20 protein-coding genes, 1 other RNA gene and 1 pseudogene are annotated in these 25,238 nt (G+C 43.3%); 5 read left to right on the top strand and 17 right to left on the bottom strand.

What is annotated here, in order from left to right; all coding sequences use genetic code 11:
* Window positions 1-25: 25 nt before the first annotated feature.
* From ACED53_RS18930 to ACED53_RS18945, 4 genes and pseudogenes are all read right to left on the bottom strand, one after another.
* On the bottom strand, window positions 26-928 hold the full coding sequence (locus tag ACED53_RS18930; RefSeq protein ID WP_371715290.1) for a hypothetical protein: 903 nt from the start codon (window positions 926-928) through the stop codon (window positions 26-28).
* A 32-nt stretch (window positions 929-960) separates the two neighbouring features.
* Window positions 961-4,608 (bottom strand): annotated as a pseudogene (locus ACED53_RS18935) (DEAD/DEAH box helicase family protein).
* A gap of 34 nt (window positions 4,609-4,642) precedes the next feature.
* A complete protein-coding gene (locus ACED53_RS18940) occupies window positions 4,643-5,806 on the bottom strand; it encodes a restriction endonuclease subunit S (protein WP_017100216.1) in 1,164 nt (387 codons plus the stop codon).
* Window positions 5,803-7,413 carry a class I SAM-dependent DNA methyltransferase gene (locus tag ACED53_RS18945; RefSeq protein WP_017100215.1) on the bottom strand — a complete coding sequence of 537 codons (1,611 nt, stop codon included), beginning with the start codon at window positions 7,411-7,413 and terminating at the stop codon, window positions 5,803-5,805. Before ACED53_RS18945 ends, ACED53_RS18940 begins: the two co-directional genes overlap by 4 nt.
* 201 nt (window positions 7,414-7,614) lie before the next feature.
* Here ACED53_RS18945 and ACED53_RS18950 point away from each other — a divergent pair, with 201 nt between their 5' ends.
* On the top strand, window positions 7,615-8,481 hold the full coding sequence (locus ACED53_RS18950) for a GIY-YIG nuclease family protein (protein ID WP_017100214.1): 867 nt from the start codon (window positions 7,615-7,617) through the stop codon (window positions 8,479-8,481).
* On the opposite strand, the gene ACED53_RS18955 is transcribed toward ACED53_RS18950, so the two are convergent.
* Together ACED53_RS18955 and ACED53_RS18960 are read right to left on the bottom strand one after the other, a co-directional pair.
* On the bottom strand, window positions 8,478-9,860 hold the full coding sequence (locus tag ACED53_RS18955) for a DEAD/DEAH box helicase (RefSeq protein WP_017100213.1): 1,383 nt from the start codon (window positions 9,858-9,860) through the stop codon (window positions 8,478-8,480). The two genes, ACED53_RS18950 and ACED53_RS18955, sit on opposite strands and share 4 nt — an antisense overlap.
* On the bottom strand, window positions 9,854-10,399 hold the full coding sequence (locus ACED53_RS18960) for a hypothetical protein (RefSeq protein ID WP_017100212.1): 546 nt from the start codon (window positions 10,397-10,399) through the stop codon (window positions 9,854-9,856). Before ACED53_RS18960 ends, ACED53_RS18955 begins: the two co-directional genes overlap by 7 nt.
* 100 nt (window positions 10,400-10,499) lie before the next feature.
* On the opposite strand from ACED53_RS18960, the gene ACED53_RS18965 reads away from it, so the two are divergent.
* Window positions 10,500-10,802, top strand: coding sequence for a helix-turn-helix domain-containing protein (locus ACED53_RS18965; protein ID WP_008220694.1), 303 nt, complete (start codon window positions 10,500-10,502; stop codon window positions 10,800-10,802).
* 11 nt (window positions 10,803-10,813) lie between these two features.
* On the opposite strand, the gene ACED53_RS18970 is transcribed toward ACED53_RS18965, so the two are convergent.
* The 5 genes from ACED53_RS18970 to ACED53_RS18990 form a co-directional block, all read right to left on the bottom strand.
* Window positions 10,814-11,881, bottom strand: coding sequence for a TniB family NTP-binding protein (locus tag ACED53_RS18970; RefSeq protein ID WP_017100211.1), 1,068 nt, complete (start codon window positions 11,879-11,881; stop codon window positions 10,814-10,816).
* Window positions 11,881-13,743 (bottom strand): Mu transposase C-terminal domain-containing protein, encoded by a 1,863-nt coding sequence (locus tag ACED53_RS18975; protein WP_017100210.1) that lies wholly within the window; start codon window positions 13,741-13,743, stop codon window positions 11,881-11,883. Before ACED53_RS18975 ends, ACED53_RS18970 begins: the two co-directional genes overlap by 1 nt.
* Window positions 13,744-13,746: 3 nt before the next feature.
* The gene (locus ACED53_RS18980; protein WP_008220689.1) at window positions 13,747-14,370 is read right to left on the bottom strand and encodes a TnsA endonuclease N-terminal domain-containing protein; all 624 of its coding nucleotides are present in this window, start codon (window positions 14,368-14,370) and stop codon (window positions 13,747-13,749) included.
* A gap of 119 nt (window positions 14,371-14,489) precedes the next feature.
* Window positions 14,490-14,586, bottom strand: an RNA gene (ffs, locus tag ACED53_RS18985) — signal recognition particle sRNA small type.
* A 196-nt stretch (window positions 14,587-14,782) separates the two neighbouring features.
* The gene (locus ACED53_RS18990; RefSeq protein WP_017100209.1) at window positions 14,783-15,526 is read right to left on the bottom strand and encodes a hypothetical protein; all 744 of its coding nucleotides are present in this window, start codon (window positions 15,524-15,526) and stop codon (window positions 14,783-14,785) included.
* Between the two features lie 51 nt (window positions 15,527-15,577).
* Between ACED53_RS18990 and ACED53_RS18995 the strand changes: the two genes are divergently transcribed.
* Window positions 15,578-15,880, top strand: a complete 303-nt coding sequence (locus ACED53_RS18995) for an MGMT family protein (RefSeq protein ID WP_004736416.1) — start codon at window positions 15,578-15,580, stop codon at window positions 15,878-15,880.
* A gap of 78 nt (window positions 15,881-15,958) precedes the next feature.
* Here the strand turns inward: ACED53_RS18995 and ACED53_RS19000 are convergent, their stop codons facing one another.
* Window positions 15,959-16,399 carry a YbaY family lipoprotein gene (locus tag ACED53_RS19000; protein WP_029222253.1) on the bottom strand — a complete coding sequence of 147 codons (441 nt, stop codon included), beginning with the start codon at window positions 16,397-16,399 and terminating at the stop codon, window positions 15,959-15,961.
* 168 nt (window positions 16,400-16,567) lie between these two features.
* Between ACED53_RS19000 and tesB the strand changes: the two genes are divergently transcribed.
* Window positions 16,568-17,428, top strand: coding sequence for an acyl-CoA thioesterase II (gene tesB, locus ACED53_RS19005; RefSeq protein ID WP_026012255.1), 861 nt, complete (start codon window positions 16,568-16,570; stop codon window positions 17,426-17,428).
* Between the two features lie 139 nt (window positions 17,429-17,567).
* On the opposite strand, the gene ACED53_RS19010 is transcribed toward tesB, so the two are convergent.
* Window positions 17,568-18,233, bottom strand: coding sequence for a hypothetical protein (locus ACED53_RS19010; protein ID WP_017078856.1), 666 nt, complete (start codon window positions 18,231-18,233; stop codon window positions 17,568-17,570).
* Between the two features lie 90 nt (window positions 18,234-18,323).
* Entirely contained in the window at window positions 18,324-18,797 is a 474-nt protein-coding gene (locus ACED53_RS19015) for an Lrp/AsnC family transcriptional regulator (protein ID WP_017099910.1), read from the bottom strand.
* A 129-nt stretch (window positions 18,798-18,926) separates the two neighbouring features.
* On the opposite strand from ACED53_RS19015, the gene ACED53_RS19020 reads away from it, so the two are divergent.
* Entirely contained in the window at window positions 18,927-19,994 is a 1,068-nt protein-coding gene (locus ACED53_RS19020; protein WP_017099911.1) for a PLP-dependent cysteine synthase family protein, read from the top strand.
* 91 nt (window positions 19,995-20,085) lie between these two features.
* On the opposite strand, the gene ACED53_RS19025 is transcribed toward ACED53_RS19020, so the two are convergent.
* The 3 genes from ACED53_RS19025 to ACED53_RS19035 all read right to left on the bottom strand — a co-directional run bounded on the left by ACED53_RS19025 (window position 20,086) and on the right by ACED53_RS19035 (window position 24,801).
* Entirely contained in the window at window positions 20,086-20,406 is a 321-nt protein-coding gene (locus ACED53_RS19025; protein ID WP_004736423.1) for a DUF1244 domain-containing protein, read from the bottom strand.
* 163 nt (window positions 20,407-20,569) lie between these two features.
* Window positions 20,570-23,683: a vibriobactin export RND transporter permease subunit VexH gene (gene vexH / locus ACED53_RS19030; protein ID WP_017099912.1), complete on the bottom strand. Its 3,114-nt coding sequence runs from the start codon at window positions 23,681-23,683 to the stop codon at window positions 20,570-20,572.
* Window positions 23,683-24,801 carry an efflux RND transporter periplasmic adaptor subunit gene (locus ACED53_RS19035; RefSeq protein ID WP_133153743.1) on the bottom strand — a complete coding sequence of 373 codons (1,119 nt, stop codon included), beginning with the start codon at window positions 24,799-24,801 and terminating at the stop codon, window positions 23,683-23,685. Before ACED53_RS19035 ends, vexH begins: the two co-directional genes overlap by 1 nt.
* Between the last annotated feature and the right edge of the window lie 437 nt (window positions 24,802-25,238).

A 25,238-nucleotide genomic window follows, 5' to 3' on the forward strand; every position in this document is an offset into this window, starting at 1 on the left:
TCATTAGTGATTGTACTCACTTAACTCAGTGTCCAAAACTGCTGGTGCGGATCATAGTTTTTCCGTATCCCCCATCCCCATAAATAAGGCACCTACGGGAATCTTCATCTTCTAACCATTCATTAAGTAATTCCAACTCTCTCACCCGCCCTTCAAAATTGGCGGTCAAGCGAATAGGTAAGTTATGCTCCACAATATTACTAGCGTTGTCGTATTCAATTTCATGTATCTGATAACGCTCATTAGCACAATCTAACTCTTTGGAGAAAAATGAATCATCATCAAGCGCAATCGAGTAACCCTTAGATTTTTCATCGTAAGCAAGTGATTGTGTATCTAGTTTCCAAATACCCAGCTTTTGTTTGGCTCCAATTAACACTAGAGCAAACCCGTCACGTGTTAGAGGCACCTTAACTTCTGTCTCATTTATGCCATTAAAAATAGTAAGCTTTTTAGTCTCGCTTGATAGTACTGGTATAAAATCATGAAAGACTCGTAAACAATTTTCAATTATCGCTAAAGTTTTCTCAGCCCAAATTTTTTCTTGGTAGCTATCAACAACACCATGCGCAGGGTGTTTATTTCTATATTGAGTCCACTCAATAACGTCTTTAGACAGTGGTCTAGATAAACCAGGCTGGACTTCAAACCAACCATAAGCTAACCGTCTATCTAAGTGACTTCTCAAGTGAGGAAGTAATGAATCGAGTATTTCACCAGGCAAACCATCAGACGGTTTCTTTAAACGGTTAACAAGGGTCCTAACATCAATATTTTCAAGACTAGTTTTGGCTATTGATACCTCAATAGTACTAATTGCGATAACCTGCAAAACTGATCTTAAAGTAGAAGTCAATGCAGTAAATCTAGATCCATAATTTTCAATCATGGCTACATTATCTAGGTGTGACCTGTAGAGCTTTTCCATTATTTAAGCCTTTATCTTATATATTTATAAACCTAAGCACTCTTACTCTCTTCAACCACAGCATTCGCATTCACTTTGCGAATCACTCCAAACAGCTCCACCACAGTTCCTTCATCGAAGAAGCCATAAGCGCTTTCACCGTGGTTATCAGTAAATGGTGGCTCGAAGAGCTGCGACATATCGAGAATGCCGTTATTAACTAAGTAATCGATCACTTGATCGACGAATTGAATCTGTTCCGCGTTGTAAGACTCTTCATCAAGGAAACTGCTGAATGCTTCTTTGGCTGCATTCATGTCTAAACCGATGAGTTCACGGATAAACGTGCCTAGCGGCTTCTCTTGTAAGATCTTCTCACGGTAAGCTTCCACGTCACTCATACCGCTTGCATCCAGTAATAAGCTTTCTAGGACATCTAAATCGGCTTGAGTGATGGCTTTATTACGCTTTAGCTTTTGGATGGTTAATTGATCTTGGTGGTCTTGAATATAGAGCTCAATCTTCTTACGGTACTGTGCTAAATCAACGCTTGGATTCTTGTATACGTTTGTCACGTCATGGACACCTTGAACCTCGTCTTCGAAGTTGGTGTACACCATCTCTTTTTTATCTTTGTCCAAAGCAAACATCAGATTTCGCAACTTACGTCGTATCTCTTCTAGAGTGACTAAGTGGATATCTTGCCAAAACTCTTGGGTCTGGATGTCCTGAATCAGTTGTAGTTGCGCTTGTACTGCTGGAATGGTTGATTTGGCTTCTAGCTGCTCAGCGAACTCTACTACACGACCTCGGCTCGTCTCAGAAATCATACCTTTTTCTAAAAGGTCTAACTGCATAGTCAGCACAAGGCTGTCAAAGCGGTGTGATAGATGGTTAAGCTGCTCATCAGAGTTAAAAGCGTCTGCTTCCGTCGGTAGTTCTGAGATCTGACTCTCTAGCTCAGTAAACTTAGCGTCATCAATGTTATCCCAATGCTCACGCTCTAAAAATGGCTCAATTGCTCGACGCTTCGGTCTTACGATAAAGTTATCGAGATTCATACCACTCACAAGGTGGTGCAACATGTCTAGTTGATAGCGGTTTAGCTCTGTATAGCGCTCACGGTCTTCAGGATTTTGTTCGCGAAACTCTTCATTATTTAGCTGGTCATTGAGCAATGTACTAAGCAGAACGCGCTTCTCGAATACCTGTTGAGTCACGGGTTTTGCTACACCCACAGCTATGCCTTCGGGGTTAGCATCGAAATACTCAAAGTTCTGACAGTAATCGAAGACCTTGAACGTCTTTTTGTCGTCATTCGGACCAAAGAGGTCTTTACACAAACGTGTGCCACGGCCAATCATTTGCGTGAATTTCACTTTAGAACGGATGACTTTGAAAAACACAAGGTTGACCACTTCTGGTACATCAATACCGGTATCCAACATATCTACAGAAATTGCGATACGGCAGGTTGGGTTCTTCGGGTCGAACTCATCAATTTTGTTTTAATCGCCACCGAACTCATCGATTAGACTTTGTGCGTAGGTTTCTTTGAAGGTAATGACGCGTGCGAGCTTGCCTGCCCATTTCGGATAGTTCTTGTTGAACATCTTCTCAAGGAAAACGGCATGATCATTATTGGCTGCAAAGACGATGGTTTTACCGATGACATCGCCACCTTCAACATGGATACCACCGCGATCATCTTTACTCATTAACTGAGCAAACATTTTTTCTGCAGTATCTTCGTTAAACAAAAACTTATTCACTTCTGACGGCAACACTTCGTCACGGTCTTCGAGTTCGGCTTTGTTTTCCCACTCTTCCTGCTCTTCGTCTGACAGATCTTTGTACTTCACGCCCTCACGTAAAAACTTCGTCGCAACAGAGATTTTGGTTGGTGGTACAAGGTAGCCTTGGTCATACGCTTTATCGTCTTCATAAGCGTAGGTTGGCATCCCTTTTTGTAGTTCGAAAATGCCATAAGTATCTTTTTCGACTTCATCTTTTGGTGTCGCGGTTAAGCCCACTAAGAAGCCGTCAAAATACTCAAAAATTTGACGATACTTGGAATAGACTGAGCGGTGCGCTTCATCAACAATAATCAAATCAAAATGACCGACACCAAACGGGCGTTCATCTGAGCCACGATCCAATAGATTCTTCATGGTTGGGTAAGTAGAGAAATACAAACGGCTGTCGATGTTGTTCTTACTTTGACCTGAATCCAAAATAGAACAGCTTACACGAGGCAGTAGCTTAACGAAGTTCTTCTTAGCTTGGGTAAGCAATGCGTTACGGTCGGCAAGGAACAGAACGTTCTTAACCCAATCGTTTTTCACCAACAAATCAACAAGGCTGATCACGGTACGCGTTTTACCCGTACCCGTTGCCATTACAAATAACCCTTTACGCTCATGTTCTAGCTCAAAGTCCTGCAATAGTTTAGTAATGGCTGATTTCTGATAGTGACGGTTGGTGATCTCGTTATTAATAACAAGATTGCTGTTAGGCATACCATTTTCAAAGAAAGGTTTACGATCGGTACGGCGCTTCACCATAAGCTCAAGTTCGGCTTTGGTGTAAAAGCCTTGAACTTGACGCGGCGGGTAGAAATGATCATCCCACAGATGGGTATCATAGCCATTGGTGTAGAAGATAACTGGCCGTACACCGCATTGCTCTGCTAGACAATTAGCATATAGTTCAGCTTGTCGCTTACCTTCTTCTGGACTGATGTTAGCTCGTTTTGCCTCCACCACCGCTAAAGCTGTGCCGTCGTCTCCCCAGAGTACATAATCGACAAAACCATTTCCTTTAGGGTTAACCTTTGATATGGGCATTCCTGATACAGGGTATTCACGGTCACGTTTATGTTCTAGCTTCCAGCCAGCTTCGTGTAGAAGCACATCGATAAGATAAGTTCGAGTTTCTTCCTCGTTATAGTCGTGCGCATCCGTGACTTTTTCAGCACTTTGCTTAGCTTGCTCTATCTGTTCAAGTAATGCTTGGTTTGCCGCTTTTAACGTTTCGTTCTCTTTAAGCTGCTGTAAGTATGCCTCACGCTCAACTTTATCGTCTTGCTCTAGCTGCTTCTCTAGCTCTTTAACCCGTTTAATGCTGCTCAGGGCTTTGGTCGCCACGGTGGCATCAATCGACACTTGTTGTGGGATAAGCGCTTCTTCAAACGGTAGAACCACAAATTGGTTACGATTCAACTCTCTGTTTGCAAAGGCGGGCGTATAGGTTCGAATAAACCAATACAGCACATGGTGCAGCTCTTTTACAGCTTGTAGGGCATCACGCTGTGGCAGCGTCGTTTTACTGTGTACCGCTTCGTTACCCACTTGGATCACTAGCTTGAGCTTGGGAAACAAGTGAGTTTCTAAATTTTGCTTAAAGTCCTTATCATGAATAAGCGACATTAACGTCGCATCATGCCGAGGACGGGCTAGCCAGTTATCAATATCAAATACGGTTTCAACCATTAGCTCCAATGCATTACGGGCATAGAAACCAGCAATGCGCGGATCAGTTTTGATGTTGCTTTCCGCATTTTGGGCACGAGTTTGAATCTCGGCGCAACGCGTGGTGTACACATCGTTGCCACCGTTAAGGGCAACGTCAATAAACGCAAAGTTGCTCTTTTGAAAAGAGCTGCCTTTAGTGCTAGGTGAAGAGTTAGCCGTATCTGACATTAAATTTCCTTTTACAACATATTGTTATTATTCGTTATCGGTTTAACTCGCCTTTGAAGGCTTTTTGCATGACTGAATCAAATAAGTCATCATAAACTTTCGCTGTATGTTTTAACTGTATTGACTTCTTATCTAAATCTTCTTTAATTTGTTTAAACTTAACTTGTAAAACTTTTGGTGGTAGCAGTATTTTAAGCGACCTAATATCAGTAAAATTCAGCCCTGCTTTTGTCCCGCCTTTATTTTTTTGTTCAAACTGACCAATACCTGCAGGTGAAATGAGAAAAGCAGATAAGAATTCAGGGACTATATTACTTTCTTTAACACGTATTAAAGCAAGATGTTGGCTAATATATGTATCAGATTCAATATTCCTGACGACACAAGCTCTTCCCAAGTCTGCTGTAATACTTAACAAAATATCGCCATCTTTAACTTTTGTCCTGATTGCTTCTTGAGTGTTTGGAGGTGATATCTTTTGGATATCGTTTAGGCTTAACTTATCTTTAAGTACATTTTGAATTCTTATAAATATACTGCTTCCTTCATTATCATAATGCTTAGCCCACCCACGAGAACCACTCGTAAGAAATTGCATTTCAGCTTCCAAGCTCGATGAGTCCCACCCCTTTGGATTCTTCACAGGATCACCAAACATATCAATAAACACTGACTTAGCGAGGCTGTTTAGCTCTTGCTCCATTTGCTGGCAGTCTTTACGCAGTTGATCCGCTTTTTCTAGCACCGCGGCGATTTGCTTTTGGGTTTCTAGTGGGGGGAGTGGGATTTTTACAGCTTCCAACTTCCCCTTAGTTATATGTTGTAGTCCAACTCCACCATGAGCCTGTGCAATAATTTCATCTAATTTCGCATTCATTGCTAAACGAAAGTAATCTTTCCTAACTAGGCTCTCATCTATCAAAACATTAAAGATGTGTTGATTTAAAATCGCTGGACCACGGTGCCAAAAAAATGCACCAAAAGAAGTTCCAGGAGTGCCTGACCAAGAGAATAGTAAATCACCACTATCAATATGGAACTTTTTATCCACATCAAAATCGCAGTAGTTGAAAGGCTTCTCTTCATTGTTTAGGTTTTGGATACGTACGATTGGTAATCCTTTATCGGACCATTCTGTAGGCTTAAAGGCTTTACCATTTTGTAGTTTACAAAGTTTGCCAATTTCAACTAGCTTCATTTAATTAATGCCTCTAGCTCAGATACACCCTTCGCCATCTTATCCTGCAACGTTTTAATGCGTTTCAAGATGTCTTGCGGCGCATCGTATTGCACCTCTTCGTAAACCACTTCTTTGTAGCTGTTTAGGCTTAGGTCAAAGTCGTTACTGGTAATGGCATCAACAGGTACCATAAAGCTCTGCTCGGTCTTTTTGCGCGAGTATTCAGGGCTGTTGCTGTTTGGTGTGTTGTCTTTATTGGTTAGCGTGTTAAAGCGTTCAATGATATCGGCAATGTTACTTTGCTCGTGAGTTGGTGTTTCGCCATCTTTAAAAAGCTGAGTACGCTTATCATCGAGTGAGAAACCATCAGCCTGCATGTCGTAGAACCAAACGTTATCTGTTCCGCCACTGTTGGTTTTAGTGAAGATAAGAATCGCAGTGCTTACGCCAGCGTAGGGCTTGAATACACCAGAAGGCAGTGAAATGACCGCTTCGAGTTTTTGTTTAGAAACGATTTGCTCACGAATCGCTTTATGCGCTTTAGTCGAACCAAATAGCACGCCATCAGGGATGATAACCGCCGCACGACCACCGACTTTGAGCATGCGAAGTATTAGGGCTAAGAACAGCAGCTCTGATTTCTCAGTTGGTTTTTTCTTTTTCACCTCGACTTTAATGTCGTTACCGTCTTCGTCTTTTTCAATTTTGTAAGTAGGCTTAGGTTTTTTGACAACAGGGTTTTTACCTAATGCTCGCAGCAAATCTGGCGCGACAATGTCAAAGTCGACTGAGCCTTTAAATGGCGGGTTTGCAAGAATGAGGTTATAGGCTTCAGAGATGTTCTCGTCACCTTGATCTTGCAAGCTGTCACGGTAATGGACACTTGGGTTTTCAATACCGTGCAATAGCATGTTCATTGCGCCAATGCGAAGCATGTGTTTGTCAAAATCAAAGCCAGTAAACATATCGTTATTGAAGTGTTTACGGTGTTCAGGCTTGTTCACTTCTTTAGCGTGATGCTCTTCAACATATTCAACTGCCGCCATCAAGAAACCACAGGTGCCCGATGAAGGGTCACAAATGGTATCGCCCACTTTTGGCTGCATGAGCTCGACCATCATTTGGATGATGTTACGCGGGGTGCGGAACTGACCATTCACACCGGACTGTTGCAATTTGCTTAACAAGTACTCGTACAGATCGCCTTTGGTGTCTTTGTCGTCCATGTTAATTGCGCTAAGAAGCTGCACTACCTGATCCAATAGCTTTGAAGACGGGATCATGAAAATCGCGTCTTTCATGTGCTCGGCAAAGCTACCTTCATTTTGTAGGGTTTTGATTTTAGGGAAGACTTGGTTTTGCACCACATCCATCATCACATCTGGATCTTTGTCTTTGAAGTTACTCCATCGAAGGGCTTGCTCATCAGGCGTAAACGTTGGGTTATTCAGCGGTAGACCTGTCGCTTGGCTACGACGCTCTGCGGTCTTTTGCAACTCATCTAAACGACGAATAAACAGCAGATAAGAGATCTGCTCGATAACGGAGATTGGGTTAGCGACGCCGCCTGTCCAAAACATTTCCCAAACTTGGTCGATCTGATTACGAATTTTGCCTGTTAGCATGGTTATTCTCTTTGGTAAATTGTTACCTTCTTAACAAGAAGAAAACAACTTAGTGATGTGTAGGTCTATCGCGCGATTTTATCATACATAGCCAGCTATACGTTAATGTGCATCACATTGAATTGATCATAAATAAAAGTGCTATTTTTTATTCAGTTAGATAGTATCTAGCGCATCGATTGTTGTTAAAAGTGAATGATGATGACTAGAGGAACGCAACTCAAAATATACTTGGCGAACGGCTCTGTGACAGGTATTCGACATGCTGAAATTGTGAACTGGACGGGTCAGGCTATTGCGGTTCCTAGAGTACACATCAAAGAACTCTCTGAATGGGAGGAAACTCAGCGGCCCGGGGTTTACTTTTTATTTGGTTACAACGCAGAGAGTGGCAATAGCCTTGTTTACGTTGGAGAAGCAGAACATATTCAAAAACGCTTATCACAACATTTAGCAGGAAAAGAGTTCTGGAATGAAGCCATTTGCTTTACCAATAAAGATGAAAACTTAACGAAAGCACACGTTAAGTATCTTGAAGCTCGTTTGATCGAAATTATCTTAGAGTCAAAACGATATGACCTCGATAATGAAAAGCAGCCACCGACATCTTCATTACCCAGAGGTGAAAGAGATGCCATGGAGACCTTTATTGACAACATTCGCACTGTTATCGGTTCTTTAGGGCACAAGCTGTTGGAATCGAAGGTGTCTCAAACGAATGCTCCCTTATCAAGCGAACCAGAGAGTATGGTGCTGCAGCTCAAGGTAAAAAAAGTCAATGCTAAGGCAATGCTTACGGATGAAGGCATTGTCGTTTTGAAAGGGTCTCAGGCACTAACAATAGCTCAGCCTAGTTTATCTAAAGGCTATACGAAGCTACGTAGTAACCTAGAAGATAAAGGGATTCTAGCGTCATCAGGAGACCGCCTAGTAGCAACCGAAGACATTCTATTTACTAGCGCCTCTCAAGCCGCCGCAGTGCTGCTTGGTTACCCTTGCAGCGGACCCGACTATTGGAGAAGTACTACGGGTAAAACACTGAAAGAAATTGAAGCGGAATCTATTTAGATAAATGCGGCGATAACTCGCTGTTTAAATTGGCCTAACCTCAGTTCATCAAATGCTAAAGTGAACCCTGCATTGTTTGAATTCATCATATCTGAAATTTCTCCCCAACTGAGTAAGCTTGGTTGGGGTCGATTAGATTGAACGCTTTCCGATACAGGGCTTGATGGTAGGCGTTTTTCATCCATAGCACTCGGCACATTATTCTCTTGTTTAATGTACATGCAGCTATCAGGAATATCCTGCTCAATTCTTTCACCAAACCCAATCAGACTTTCTTCAGCAAAGGTATACAACCACGCTTCTTGGTTGGGTGAATCATTGATTCTTAAAATTCGCCCGAGTACTTGCCTGAAGTAGAGTTCCGTTTTTACCGAACTCATATGGCAGCAAACCTGAAGCCTTGGAATATCCGTACCTTCACTTATCATTCCAACACTGACTATCCACTGAACCTTTGAGTGACGAAACGACTCAATTTCATTTAACGGATCATCATGGTGATAGGTCACTAAGCATGCTGATTGATTAAAGTGCTCAACCAGTCGCTTTTGAATGTCTTTAGCGTGCTTAATAGAAGATGCGACCACCAAGCCTCCAGCACTTGGGGAGTCTTGCCTTATCTGCGCTAGCTTTTGGCAACCACTATTCAATATGTAATTCATAGCGTCTTCGTTATGAATGACGCTTTGATAAGAGACATCGGATTGTTTCAGGCAATCAAGAATCGAAACGAAGTGTTGATTGTCACTACCAGCTTTAATGCTCAGGTGTTCATTATCTATCAAAACGATTTTAGGGCGGCGGCATACTTCGTCTTCAACAGCTTGTTGCAAACCGTATTGGTAATCGCAAACAACCTTACCCTCAGGGTCGGAATATTCAGCCATGACAATCGGTAGTCGATCAGAACGCCAAGGAGTACCCGATAGCGCCAGAGTGTAACGAGCAAAGCCTTGGATCTTCGAGACAATTTCTAGCCCCCATGAGTTTGACCGCCCCTCATCATCAAACGAACAATGGTGGATCTCATCAAATACCACTAGTACTCGATACTTACTGACGGTGCTCCAAAAGTTTTCATCCAAAAAACGGATTGATTGGTAGGTGTAAGAGCCCCCAAGAGAACCCAAACCTCCATTAAAGGAACATTCGAGCTTCCATGAAAAGGTCTTTTGCATCCCTTCAGCAACAGTCAGAGAGGGCGAGAAGCACAGCACTAAGTCAATCATGCCTATTTCAAATAACCGACTCGCCACCTCGGCGGCCATAACGGTTTTACCCGCTCCAGGGGTTGCTTGACAGAAGAAGTGTGAATGCTTGTTTAAAGTGAATTTCTCGATAACTTGAGCTGCACACTCGGCTTGCCATGCTCTTAACATTGAGGAGCCTTGCTTTGCGCGACTTGCATCCAGTTGGTTAGTGCATTAATTCTGCCTAATAGCTTGGCTGAGCGTTCTCTTGCCGCATTAAATAGCGGCTGCATATCTTGCTTGTTGTTTGGGAAACGCGTTAACAACGATTGGTATTCCTCAATCTCGCCTAAAGTAATCGCCAACTCGCCTTCATGTTGCTTCTTCTCTTGCTCTAGTGCATTTAGAGAGCACTCTGGAGTTTGAGCAGCTATTGAATCGACTTTAGCTTTCCTATTTCTAGCCACTCTAGGCTCAATTGTGAGCGCTTTGAATTCGTTAGTTTGATGGTAGCGTTTGTCTCTACGAGCCCCGGTGACAGAAAGCCAACCTTTCTCCTCAAGTGATAGAAGTTGCTTATAAACATACTTTCGAGCCTCGACCTTGCTCGGGAAGGTTGAAGCACTGTTTAGCAAAGCATCCCTAGCTTCTGTGACGGAGAAGTTATCCATCCCTTTCTCAATCAATAGGTTAAACATGTGAGGGTTAATTCTGGTTACTTTCTTCATGTGACTCTTACAGGCAATAAAACTTAGGATTGCTAAGTATACAAAAATCAGTAAAACTTAGACAATCTAAGTTATCTAAAGGTTGAAAAGAAATGTGTAAGTGCAAAAAGACAACCCCATCCCAGCGAGGCTCAAAGCTGCGCGTAAAAAAGCCAAGATCACCCAAAAAGATTTAGGGGTGAAAATTGGTATGGAGCAAAGTTCTGCTAGCGGTCGTATGAATCATTACGAGAAAGGCAGACATGTACCCGATATTGGTACGCTTGAACGTATGGCTGAAGAGTTAGATGTGCCGCTAAACTACTTTTTCTGTAGGAGCGAATTGAGCGCTGAGTTAGCGTGCGCCATTGATAAGATGAGTGATGAAGAGAAGGCGGTGTTGCTGGAGAATCTGAATAAATAACAATGTGCGTATCACTGAGCTTTTAAAGGTGTCTTACTCAGCAACATATGAACTGGTAATAAATCAGTAAATGACCGACCTATTAATCGGTCTTCTTTAAATTGAGCACCTTTGTTGTACGAAGTTTCTGTTTTCAGTTCTACTAGCTTGAGTTCTGTTAACTTACACTCGAAAGGATTCTGTTTCGCATAAGGGTATTTAGTATCAAAACAAGCTGATAATAATGGCTTATCAATCGTATCCTTTGAAGATTGCAATGCATTAAGTAACGCATCTGCAAGAAAGTGCTTCAGCACACGGCATTCTCCACGACAGACTGAAAATAAAGGCAATAGAATTTCATCCCCAGTTAAGTTAGGGCGTTTTTCAAACCCCATCCGGCCTGCAAGTCCGGCAACAAAGCTTGCAAAATGCCGTTTCCCTTCTGCATCAGGTATATAACCTTTGTTATCGGCTTCGCTCAGCTTAGAAAGGTGAAAATAACTTAAGTGTCGCTTCCAGCCTAAACGAGAGTTCCATTGGTCTTCTTCAGCGAGCATAGTCGCATAGGGCATACCCACCAATACAAATGAAACTTGCGCTTCCTCACTTATCATCTTAAAAGTATTCGCTATTGTTTGTCGTTCATTAGCATCTTTGAATTCCATCAGCTCCTGAACCTCATTAACGATCACAAGCTTCACTTTTTTTTCAATTAAACTTTTGATGACTCCTTGTTCTAACGCTCCTTCTTTGTAAGGTCTCCTGCGGCGGCTAGAGGCTCGACTATCTAAGTCAATTAATAATCTTTCTAACGTATTTTGCTCACGAACTTTACTTGGGATGCGAGTTTTTAATACTGGCATTTCAGCCCAGCGGCTCCCCTTAATTGCAAACCTTGCAACATAATTATCAATCATCGCCGTCTTGCCAACACCGGTATCTCCCGTTAGCAATAATGACTCTTGTTCCCCTCCAAGAGAGCTGTTCAATACCATTCGATCAAAGACGTTATAAATTTCCGTCAACTGAGGGTATTCTAAGAAACACTCTCTAAAAGATGTATATTGCTCTATTTGAAGATCACTAAGTATGTTCACTAATACCCCTCTATATCGCTGAGGTCATCACTAGCTGTACCAATATCTATTACTTCTTTTGGTACTTCACTGATAGGTTTAGATGACGTAGTGACAATGGTACTAGGTCCTTCACTACCAACACCTCTTTGTTTTGCTATTTTTGAAGCATGAGTTGTTTTAGGAAGCGCCGATTTTTTGGACTTAGAACGACTCATACGTTCTATTGCTTCATCCATAGCTCTGTCCAAATACAATGACGCATCGGCTAATGATTCGTCTTGCTCTCCCAAACGGACTTTCAACCTTCTTAAACTGTTAATTCGTTGATGTTCATATAAAGATCGGCCTTTTGTATAACCCGTATGATCGACTGCTGGGACTTTGATGTATCTCTTCTCTTCCTCAAGGTAAACGTAAATCGAGCTGATATCATTTGGGTCTGTCTTGGTTTTCACATAAGCGCTTTTTCTTGCACGACTAGAATATTGCTTACCGTACTCTTCCAACTCATCAGATTGGTATTTGAGAGAATGCAATTCAATAGCACCTCTTCTTATAGTCCGATGGTTTACAACTCCAAGCTCAATCTTTAATTGCTCTGCTTCAGGACCTTCACAAAAGATTATCGTTCCTTGCGACTCTGTCCATTTCTGATAAGGAACTCTCTTGTACCTCGTGTCAGCTTTTTTATGATAAACGTCAATAAGCCACTTATGTAACAGCTCGAGAAAATCAGACACATTAATGACAGCGTCTCGCTTCGGGTTGTAGTCTTTTAACTGAGTAGGGTTGGTGAAGGTTTTTCCTGGGAAACGACTAAATAGTTTCTTGTAGAAGGTATCAAAAGACTTTTCAACACCAGCTTTTCGCCACGGTTTACCACGTTGATTATATTGAATATCTGTTACTAATGGCTTTAATGCTGACTCTAGGCTATCACTCCAAAACTCCGCACCGTTGTCCACTATCAAATTTGTAATTTTTCCGTAGCAAGGCCATTCAGATTTAATGCTTGGGTACTTTTCTTTAACCCAATCCTTCTTAAGAACTGAATTAAGAAAAGCTGCTCGTACTGTCTCGTAACTAGGGTCTCTATAATTGACAGAAAGACCAACAATACAAGTGGAGTATCTATCATAAAGTATTGTTAAGTGTGGTCTGCCAAGAGGAAGCTCCAAATCATCATCAAGTAAAATTACAGGAGCTGTAGTGTGATCTATTTCTACATATTCCATTGGCCGCGTTGCCGGAATGATTGACCCCACAGTCTTAAACTTATTATCAGCATATCGTTTACCATAACGAGCTAAAGCAACTTCATAGGGAGGTAGTGCATTTACACGATTGTAAAATGTCCGTTGGGAAATTGGCGCTATTTTAACTTGCGTTAGTTGTCGGTTTTCTTCAATAACTCGATATTTGTAGTACTCATAGGCAGTATTGACTGATACTCGCTCTTTGGTCAGAAACTTGGTTTGAATCGCTTCTGTAACTAAATCAGACGAATCGTTCTTTAGTTTTCTGTTTCCTTTTTTGCTATGCCCAGGAATAAGAGACGCTACATCTTTACCTGACTCGTAATAAAGCTTTTTCCAATCAGCTATCGTTCTGGATGATGGGACCGAAGTTTTCTTCAATAGGGCATACTCTTCCAAGAGCTTATCTAGGTTTTTGGGCGTCCAACCTCCTTTTACGCGCCTTTCCAAATAACGAATTAGATCCAAACGAAACAATGCCGTCTCTTTGTTTGGCAAGTCACCAAATGCCAATTCAAGATTTTCGTCTCCTGCTAAAAATTCTGTCGAAAGCGTTTTATCATCAGCTACATCATTGTCGAAGCTATTAAATTCATCACTAAAACCAAAGAGATCATCACTCATTGGCTAGCACCAAACAGAATTTTCTAAATCAAATTTTTTCTGATTAAAATCTGTTTGTATTTCACCTGAAGATAGCCAGCACAAAGCGGCTGTTAATGTTTCATCTGGAGAGATTTTAAGTTGGTGTGAAAGATGATGAAGGGTCACGCTTCTATTAGCTTGAACAAACTGAAGCACATGTTTTTGAATATCAGTGATTGTACGAATCCCTGAATAGCCATGGAGTAATTTAAGGTTACTAAGTAGAAAACCAGTTCGAATCTGCTTCTCGGTCACTAAGATGAGTTTTTTTCCATACTCAGCTTGAGCGACAAGCTGCTTTTCTTTAAACCTTGCTCGAAAATCTGGTTTAAGGATCTGACTTGAATGCTTTACTTCAATCAGAGAAGGCGTATCTATGCTATCGAAAAGCTGAAAGTCTGGTGTGTAGCGACAGTAGCGCCCATTGAAGTAGTACTCAAACCCATGTGGCTGAGATTCATATCTAACTATTTGAGGATTGTATTCAGCATGAAAACAAAAATCATACTCAAGCATGGACATTGTTCGAACGACTGAGTCATTTTTCAAACTCATGAATTTACAAATGTTGTGAACAGCTGATGATTTTTTGGTTTGGTCGTACATAGCAAAAGCACTTTTGTTGTAAACCTACAACAAAAAATAGACCATGAAGACTTAGGATGCAAATAAGAAAAGAAGCCTGCAATTTATGCGAACATATATTGCAGGCTTCATAAGGGGTGGGAACCCAGCCACATCCCGGCACACAAGTCACTCGCTGCGGCTGCTCCCTTCCAGGCCTGACCGAGTTCACGAGTTATTGTTGCGGGAGGACCAGGCCCCCATAGATTCGTTTTCTAAGAGGCTTGCCTCAAAGAGTGATTGGATTATTAAGCATCACAGCAACCATTGCAAGCCCTTCCACCTTATTTTTGAACAATTGCTGTCTAAGTGCTTATCCTTTATTCAAACCACTAGAAAATCGCAGGTAAATTCACCATTTACCTGCATTTGTAAGGTTCGGGTTATCTACGTACTAGATATCGATGTCTTCGTTATCTTCTGTACGAATGATGTAGTCTGTCATCCACGCGGTGCCTAATAGACATAACCACACCACAAAGACTGGACTAGGCACTTCGATGCTTGGGGTAATCACCAGTGCCGCAAAACCAACCGTCGGCAATGTCCAACACAATAGTTTATTCCAGCGGAAGGTTTTCAAGCGCGTCAGTGTTTCCATCGATGCCATGATGCCCGTTACACACAAAGCAACCAAAGCGGCATAAGGTAAATCGGCCATCCATAATGGAAGTATCAAGCCTAATGACCACCAGCTGTGTCGGCTGGCTGGCTTAAGATGATTTACCGCCCACCAAATAACGATGATTGACAAGGTTTGTAGTGTGGTAACCCAAGGAACGCCTTCAAGCTTACCTGCAGATTGCGTGACCATAATCCCGACTTGTAGCGTTGCGACGATCAAGCCAGAAATAATCACGACCGACAAACTGCTGCGTTTTGAAAAGACCACCATCAATAGTGGGAATAATACCCATACACTGACTGAGAGCGTTATGGGTTGTAGCGGTAGCGTTAATCCATAAGTGGTCATGGAGACAAGCAAAGCTAATCCTGCGATGCCTCCTTGCGGCAAAATCCATAAAGCAGGAATGACCATTGCAAGTACTGGGATATCTCCCTCACTTAAACTGATTGCTCTCGCGCAGACAACCGCTAATAATGTGGTTATCAAGAACTGAAACGTTGTAAATACCATAGCCCTCTCCTTCTACCGATCCGTGGTATTAATGAACTAGGAACATTTAGTATGGACCAATTTTTGCCTCAAATCTTTGCTGTGATTCACCAAATTCCATATGGGAAAGTAACAACTTATGGAGACATCGCACGTTTTTCAGGATTTCCGGGCTATGCGCGCCATGTTGGTAAAGCGCTGGGTAACCTGCCAGAAGGTAGCAAACTGCCTTGGTATCGGGTAATCAACAGCAAGGGTGAAATATCTTTAAAGGGTGATTCGTTCGACCGACAAAAGCAGCATTTGGTTAAAGAAGGGGTTGAGGTGAGTGATGCAGGAAAGATCAAACTCAGAATATACAAATGGCAGCCCTAGAGCTGCCACTAATCGCTAATTCAACTGGCTAAGAAGTTAAGCCAATCAAGATGCCTTAACAATGGCATCGATTTCTTGTTAACGAACACCAACTAAACGTAGGTCTGCTTGCTGTGTATTTTCTACATCAGTAATTACTGACTTAATAGTGTCAGTAGTGAAGCGCAGTTTACCGTCAACGTGAATCGTTGCGCGCATGTTGTAACGGTGGTTAGCTTTAATCTTGTTATTATCGTAGCTCAGCTCGAATGCGAACGGCACTTGCTTACCGTCAGTGGTGAACTCTTGAGTTGCGATAACTGTCGATGGCGCGTCAGCCAGTGAGATGTCTTCTAGCGTAACAGTCACCACGGCATTCTCTGGCAATGCAATTCTTTCACGGTAGCTTACTGTTCCTGAAATCACTTGAGTGTTCTCTGCAACCACTTCCTGAGAAGCGTTCGTTTCTGATGTTGCTTGGCAACCAACAAGTAGGCCAAACGATACTAAAGACGTAATAAGAATTAGAGCCTTTTTCATATTCAATTTCTCTCAACATGTTTGCCGGACTCGGCAAATCTACCCACCAATTATAAGAGAGCTTTCATATTCTGTCTTGAAACCCTATGATTTATTGACAGATATCTGACTAAGCTAAATGATTAACACAATAATCTGACATCCATTTTACCAAGAGGCATGCTGGCGATGAGTCAACCTTTACAAGAATTATTAAGTTTACTTCAGCTAGAGAAGCTGGAAGAAGGTCTGTTCCGCGGGCAAAGTGAGAACCTAGGTCTACCACAGGTTTATGGTGGTCAAGTATTAGGGCAAGCGCTTTCTGCTGCTCGTTATACCGTTCAAGATGACCGTAGTGTGCACTCGTTTCATAGTTACTTTCTATTTCCTGGCGATCCTGAAAAGCCAATTATTTACGATGTCGAGAACCTAAGAGATGGACGCAGCTTCAGCACGCGCCGTGTGAAAGCGATTCAAAATGGCCGCCCTATTTTCTATCTCACGGCTTCTTATCACGGTGATGCTCCAGGCTTTGAACACCAGATTTCAATGCCTGATATTCCTGGGCCAGAGAACTTTGCATCTGAAACCGAGTTAGCGAGTCACATTGCGGAGTTCCTACCAGAGAAACTGCGCAAAACCTTCTGTGGCGAAAAGCCGATTGAAATGCGCCCTGTGACGGTCGTGAATCCGCTCAATCCTAAGAAGGCGGAAGCGAAGCAGTACCTTTGGGTAAGAGCAAATGGCGCAATGCCAGACAACCAATTGATTCACCAATACCTGCTGGCTTACGCGTCCGATTGGGGATTCTTGGTGACGGCGCTTCACCCCCATGAAGTCTCTATCATGACGCCAAATTTCCAAGTGGCGACAATTGACCACTCAATCTGGTTCCACCGCCCGTTCAAAATGGATGAGTGGCTGCTTTATGCGATTGAAAGCCCGACGGCGGCGAACACTCGTGGCCTAGTGCGCGGCGAAATTTTTAATCAGAAAGGTGAGCTCGTAGCGACAGCCGTGCAAGAAGGTGTGATGCGTTTTACTAAATAGCGCTCAAATAAATAGCGAATAAACGCTTTTTATAAGCCCAAAATATGTACGAGAAAACAAAAAGAGAGGCTAGGTTTAATACCTAGCCTCTCTTTTTTATAACACTAACGAAAAGCCGTCACTTAAGAGTGACTAAAATCTATTCTGCTTCTAGCGTAGGCTCAAACTCGCTTTGCACTCGCGTTTTGATGCCATCTCCGGCATCTCGCAGAAGGTTAAATGGCGATAGCACCACACCTTTCACAGCGCCTTCTGCAGCGTCCTGAGCCAAAGCTTGACTCTTATCTGCCAACAAATTAGCTTGCACCAAAATATTCGGCACTTCCGCTCTTAGCATTTCAGATTCAGTAACAACGGCGGGGATAGTTTGCTCGCGGTACGATTTACTTTCAGCGAGCATCGGTGGCATGACATCTACACGGTATCGTTTCAGCTCAGTTAATGTTGGTGGAATAACATCGGTTCTTACCTGCTCGACTTCCGTTCGAACATTTTTCACTTCATCTAATATCGCAGGGATTTTGTTGTCGACCGATGAAACGGTTTGATTCACGTCATCGATCGTCTTTCTGACCTCTTCGACTGTGTTCAAAACTTGAGGAGCAAGCTCGCTGACATGTTCAGCAAACGCTAGCAGCTCTTCCACTTTGAGCCCTTTCGTGAGACCGGATAAATCTTCGATAACCTGCGGATAAGTATCGACGATCTCCCCTACTTTATTAGTAAACGAATAGATGGTGTAGCCCAAGTAAAAAATGGCGACCGCCAATACCAGCTGGATAGCGGTAGATACTTTTGCAAACATGAATAATCCTTTTCTTTTATCGCAGAGACGATATCTAAACTGAGACGATTGTTAAACTCAGACGATTGTTAATGCGTAACTAGGCGTAGCTTAAAGCGGCAATGCTGTCGTGTACTTCAATGGTTCCATCGCAAATGTCGAGGTCACATTAGAGATACCATCAATGCTATTCACCAAGCGCTTGTAGAAATCATCAAAGCACTTCATGTCTTTCACCTGAACCTTCATCATATAGTCATATTCGCCAGCCATGCGATAGAACTCCATCACTTCTGGAAATTCCGACACAGTATTCACAAAACGACCATACCATTCGTGAGAATGATCACTGGTTTTAATCAATACGAACGCGGTAAAAGAAAGATCGAGCTTTTCTGGGTTCAGCAGCGCGACTCTTTTCTCAATAATGCCGTTCTCTTCGAGGCGCTTAAGCCTTTTCCAGCAAGGCGTTGTGGTGAGATTGACCGCTTCAGAAATGTCATTCAATGACAGGGTGCTATCTTCTTGCAGTAATCCTAATATTTTTTTATCTACGGCATCTATCACATTTTCACCAAATTGCATTTAAAGAGAATTATTTTCTACAATTTAAGCAAAACAAAGCAAATATGGCAATGTTTTTCTCTCTGATTGTAGCTAAATTAGAACCATACCAATTACAAAGAATTCCTACACTCGATCAGGAGAACGCTTATGTGCACTGACCATCAATGGATTAACAACGCGATTCGTAAAATTGAAGCGGACTACCAACGCTCAGCGGATACGCACCTTATCAGGCTCGAACTACCAAGTATCGAAGGCATTGATGTTTACCTTAAAGATGAAAGCACACACCCAACGGGCTCTTTGAAGCACCGCTTAGCGCGTTCTCTGTTCTTATACGCTATCTGTAACGGTTGGGTTGGCCCAGAAACAACGATCATTGAATCTTCATCGGGTAGCACTGCGGTATCTGAAGCCTACTTTGCTCGCCTACTAGGTCTTCCGTTTATCGCAGTGATGCCAAAGTGCACAGCGAAGAAGAAAATTGAGCAGATTGAATTCTACGGAGGCCAAGCGCATCTTGTGGATCGCTCAGATGAAATTTACGATGAGTCTCGCCGTTTAGCAGAAGAGCTGAATGGCCATTACATGGACCAATTTACTTACGCTGAGCGCGCAACCGACTGGCGTGGTAACAACAACATCGCGAACTCGATTTTCAATCAAATGCAGATGGAAGATCACCCAGTTCCAGCTTGGGTAGTAATGAGCCCAGGTACAGGCGGTACTTCTGCAACTATCGGCCGCTTCATTCGCTACCAACAGCATGAAACTAAGCTTTGTGTTGTCGACCCTGAGAACTCGGTATTCCACGAATACTTCCAAACCGGCAATGCGAACGTGAAAGGCAGTACATTCAGCAAAATTGAAGGCATTGGTCGCCCACGAGCAGAGCCAAGCTTCATTCCTGGTGTGGTTGACGAAATGCGTAAAATTCCAGATGCAGCAAGCATCGCAACGACACATTGGTTATCTGACATTCTTGGCCGCAAGGTTGGCGCATCTACGGGTACAAATATGTACGGTGTGCTTCAACTGGCAAGCGAGATGAAAGCACGCGGTGAGACAGGTTCTATTGTGACTTTGCTATGTGACAGCGGTGAACGTTACCTAGACACTTACTTCAACGACGAGTGGGTGAACAACAACATTGGTGACCTACAACCGTACGCGGCGAAGTTAGAAGCTTTCTCGCAAACAGGTGAGTTGGCTTAACCGCAGAGTAAGCACCGGCGCCAAAATTAAAAAGAGCCCTTGATGGGCTCTTTTTTGTTTGTTCTGTTAATCAATCACTAACGAGAACAAATTACTCTGGCTTCTGCTTCGCTTCAAATGCCGCTAGTTGTTCAGGCGTCGCTTTTGGTTGATGGTTTTGTTTCCACTCATCGTAAGTCATGCCATATACGCGCTCACGAGCGTCATCGATATCCAAGTCTAAGCCTTGTTGTTCAGCTTCTGCTTTGTACCACTTACTAAAACAGTTACGGCAAAAGCCAGCCAAGATCATCAGGTCGATGTTTTGGACATCTTTGTTGTTGTCTAGGTGTGCTAACAGGCGACGAAAGGTTGCTGCATCCAGCTTGTCTTGTTCTTCTTGAGAAAGATCTTTGTATTTAAATTCAGCCACTTTACTTTCCTTTCCTTTATTCGATTTATTGTATTAATTCATTGAGCTCTGCTTGTTATACAAAAAAAGCCTGCCATTCGCTAGGAGCAAACGCAGGCTTTTCAATATTGTTACACTATTCCGTGCTCATTAAGCGTACGTGTTCATTAGCCGTGCGTGTTCATTAACCGTGACTGCTTCTTCCCACGTTATCATGGCTGAGTTCTTTATTAAGCTCCGCTTCCACGTGACCCGGAGAGCGTGTTGAGCCGGAAATCAGTCGGTACATCGCAGGGATTACAAACAGAGTTACCAGTGTCGCGAAGCCCATACCGAAGAAGATAACCGTACCTACTGCCACTCGGCTTTCATAACCTGCGCCCGTTGAGGTAATCAATGGAATTGCACCGGCTAATGTCGTGAACGCCGTCATCAAGATTGGACGTAGACGTCGAGCTGAAGCATCAATGATCGCCTTTTCAAACTCAATACCACGATCTCGAAGTTGGTTGGCAAATTCGACGATCAAGATGCCGTTTTTGGTCACCATACCGATCAACATAATCATACCAATCTGGCTGTATACGTTGAGACCTTGACTCATCAACACCAAGCCTAAGAAGCCACCAAAGATGCCCATAGGTACGGTGAACATCACCACCAGCGGGTTAATGAAGCTCTCAAATTGCGCCGCCAATACCAAGTACGCCACCAACATCGCTAACGCAAACACCACGAGGATACTCGATTGGTTTTCTTTAAAATCTTTAGACTCGCCTGAGTAGCTTACTGAAATATCACCCGGTAGCTGCTCAATCGCTTGTTCATCAAGGAAATCCAAAGCATCACCCAGCGTGTAACCTTCCATTAGGTTCGCTTTGATGGTCACCGATTTCTGCTTGTTGTAGTGCGACAAACGAATCGAAGACGCTACTTCTTCAATATGCGTTAGAGTATCGAGTGTCACCAATTCACCAGACTGAGTTCGCATGTAGATTTGGCTTAAGTCATTCGCATTGTTAAAGCTGTTCTCATCGCCACGCAGGTAAACGTCGTACTCTTCACCACGTTCAACGAACGTCGTTTCACTCTTACCGCCAAGCATGATTTCTAACGTATCTGAAATATCCGAAACACTCACACCGAGCTCGGCTGCACGTTGCTTATCTACGGTTACCAACAGCTCTGGTGTTTTCTCAGAGTAATCGATGTCCGCACCTTCCATCATTGGCGAGTCTTCAGCGGCTTGCTTTAACAGTTCGCCCCATTTCTGAAGCTCAGAGTAATCAGAACCACCCAGTACAAATTGCACAGGCTCACTCGAACCACCACGGAAGCCTGGCATGAACGGGAACACACGCACATCAGGAATACCCGCTAAAGACTTACGTACCTCACCCAAGGCTTGTTGTGCTGTTTCTCCACGTTCGTCCCAATCTTCCAGGATCATGATAACGAAGCCCGTTTGGTCGCCCGCATTACCACCAAACGCTGGTGATTGAATACTGAATGACTTCAAGAAGCCTTGACCAAGCAGCGGCATTAGGCGTTCTTCAACGATGTCCATGTTGGCAGACATACGGTTGTAACTGGTTGCATCGGCACCACGAACAAACGCAAAGATAACACCACGGTCTTCTTGTGGCGTCAGTTGCGACGGCACTTGTTGCATCAAACCATAACTACCGCCCATACACGCAATAATGATGATTGGAGCTGCCCAACGCCAGTTTAGAGCACGGCGCAATACCGATTTGTATCCAGCTTCTAACCTACCAAACACACGTTCAACAAATTGATTGAAGCGATTAGGTTTCACGTTCGCTTTTAAAATCTTGCTGCCCAGAACCGGCGTCAAGGTCAATGCTATGACAGATGAGAAGATCACCGACATCGCCAAAAGTACCGAGAACTCAGTAAACAGAAGGCCTACCATACCGTCCATAAACGAGATTGGTAGGAACACCATGACCAGTACTAGCGTGGTTGCGATTACCGCAAAGCCTACTTCACGTGTCCCTTTATAGGCCGCAAGCAATGGTGATTCACCACGTTCAATGTGGTGGAAAATATTCTCAACCACCACAATCGCATCATCGACCACCAAACCGATAGACAGGATAAGTGCCATCAAGGTGATGAGGTTGATAGAGAAGCCAAAGTAGTACGCCGCAATAAACGACGAGATTAGCGACACAGGAACCGTCACGGCTGGAATCAGCGTTGCACGCGCTTGGCCGATAAAGACGTAAAGCACGAGGATAACCAAACCACCCGTAATAAAGAGTGTGCTGTAAACCTCTGAGATCGAACGGTCGATAAAGACAGTGGAGTCATAGTCGACAGCCAAGCGAGTTCCGTCAGGCAAGAACTTTTGAATCGCTTCGACTTCTTTATGGACTAAGTCAGCCACCTCAAGTGGGTTGGCATCAGACTGAGGCACAATGCCCATACTGACGTTAACAACGCCGTCACTCTTAAAAGTCGAGTTCTCGTTTTCTGCGCCAATGTAAACATCCGCAACATCTTTCAAGTAGATAGGTGTGTTATCAGAGGCACGTTTCACCACTAGGTATTCGAAATCTTTGGCTTCAGTATATGAACGAGCAGTACGAACCGACATCACAATCGCATCGTTACGCACTTCGCCACCCGGGCTTTCAATGTTCTCGTTACGTAGGGCTTGTGTAATATCAGAGGCGGTAACACCACGACCCGCCATTAACGCGGGTTTCAGCTTCACGTACATGACTTTGTACAAACCGCCAGAAATATCCACCGAGCTCACACCAGAGATCAAACTAAAGCGGTCAATCAACACACGTTCGGTGTAGTCGGTTAACTGCGTTCGATCCATCTCAGTTGAGCTTAAATTGATGTAAACCGACGCTTCACCACTACCATTGTTTTTGTAAACAATCGGGTCATCGGCTTCATCTGGCAACGAACGCTGAGCACGCGCTACCGCATCACGCACATCACTGACACCGGTATTGAGGTCATAACCAAGTTCAAAGGTGATGGTGATTCGTGACGATCCGTTTCGTGTCGTAGATTCGATTTCATCGATACCACTGATGCCGGATAACTGATCTTCAAGGTTGGAGGTAATTTGGCTTTCAATGATGGTGGCAGATGCACCTTCATAACGAGTACTGATCGATACCACCGGGCTTTCAATATCGGGCATTTCACGAACTGCGAGCTTATTGAAAGAGACAATACCAAACACAACCAAAAGCAGGCTCAATACAACAGCCGCTACTGGTCTCTTCACAGAAACATCAGATAACAACATTAGTTAGCGCCTTCTTGTGCTGCTGTATTTTCATCAAGTTTAGCTTTGTTGCCATCAAGATTAGCTGTATCGCCGTCAAGTTTAGCAGGGCGATTAACGGCAAGTTCTTGAACCAAAACACCGTCACGCATGTTCACGATACCTTGCACTACGATCTTCTGACCAATCTCGATACCTTTTTCGATCACGACTTCGTTATCAAGACGAGCCCCGAGGAATACTTCGGTACGAGTCGCTTTGTTATCTTCGCCAATAACATAAACGAAACGCTTAGTGCCTGAATACTCAAGCGCTTGAACTGGAATGATTGGGGCTTCTACTGGTGGGAAGTCCATATCAGCCGCCACTAACATGCCCGGTTTTAGGTAATCATTGTTGTTATCGAAGTGGATTCGAACTCGAAGGTTCAAAGTTTCGGCGTTAATACGAGAATCAATACCCACCACAGTACCCGTGAACTGAGTATCGCCCCACGCACTGGTGCGAGCCGTTACTGTCATACCTTTAGACAGTTTAGAAAGGTAGCGCTCTGGAATCTGAAGATCTAACTGCATCACAGACAAGTCATCTAACGTCACGAGCTCTGTACCCGATGTCACCATTTTGCCGCGGCTAAAGTCAATAAAACCGACCGTACCAGAGAAAGGTGCACTGATATGTAGATCTTTCAGGTTAGCGTTAGCGGCAGCTAGGCGAGCATTAGCGATCTCTACGTTAGTTTTCTGAGCGTCAATTTCAGTTTGAGTGATCGCGTTACGTTTCACTAGTCGTTGAAATTCTGCAAGCTTACGCTTTTCATCTTTTAAATATGCTTGTGCTTCTGCAACTGCTGCTTTTGCTTTGTCGTCATCGAGTTGAACCAACATCTGCCCTTTGGTGACATCTTGATTGGCTTTGATGTTAATAGAGTTCACTCTGCCAGCCACTTCAGAAGTGATCATTACAGATTGCTCGGCTTCCAACTTACCGACCAAAGAAAGAGACTGGCTAACTTGGTGAATATCAACTTGCTCAGTAACAACAGTGACAGTGCTAGGGCCCATGCGCTTTGCAAGTACGGCTGGAGACGCCATAAGAATAGACAAGCTAAGCAGGGTTAAAACAGATTTATGCTTCATAATAATGGTCTGCAAGTGAGATTTAATATCTATAAATGAAATTAACCGTATTCTATCAACTGATGAATGCTGTAACGTCAAGAAGTGTAAATCTAAGTTAAATTCAATTGACGTTTCATGACGAATGACACGAACCAAACACGATACAGAAAGCTAATTACCTCAAGGTGTTACCTATCAGTACGTAAATCTTAATACAGATGTTCACTTCACGAGCAATATGCGTACTTTTCGCCATCTTTGCCCAAAAAGTCAGCATTTAACACAAAACCATAAGAAAAACCCTTTACAGGTTTAACGTGTTTGCTATGATGCGCTCCGCACTTGAGAGATGCGTTGGGAAAAACATCTCTTTAGCCTATCCATTATGAGTTAGGAAAAAACACCCTGGAGGGGTTCCCGAGTGGCCAAAGGGAGCAGACTGTAAATCTGCCGGC

The organism is Vibrio sp. 1F169 (assembly GCF_041439605.1).
Classification (GTDB): domain Bacteria; phylum Pseudomonadota; class Gammaproteobacteria; order Enterobacterales; family Vibrionaceae; genus Vibrio; species Vibrio tasmaniensis_A.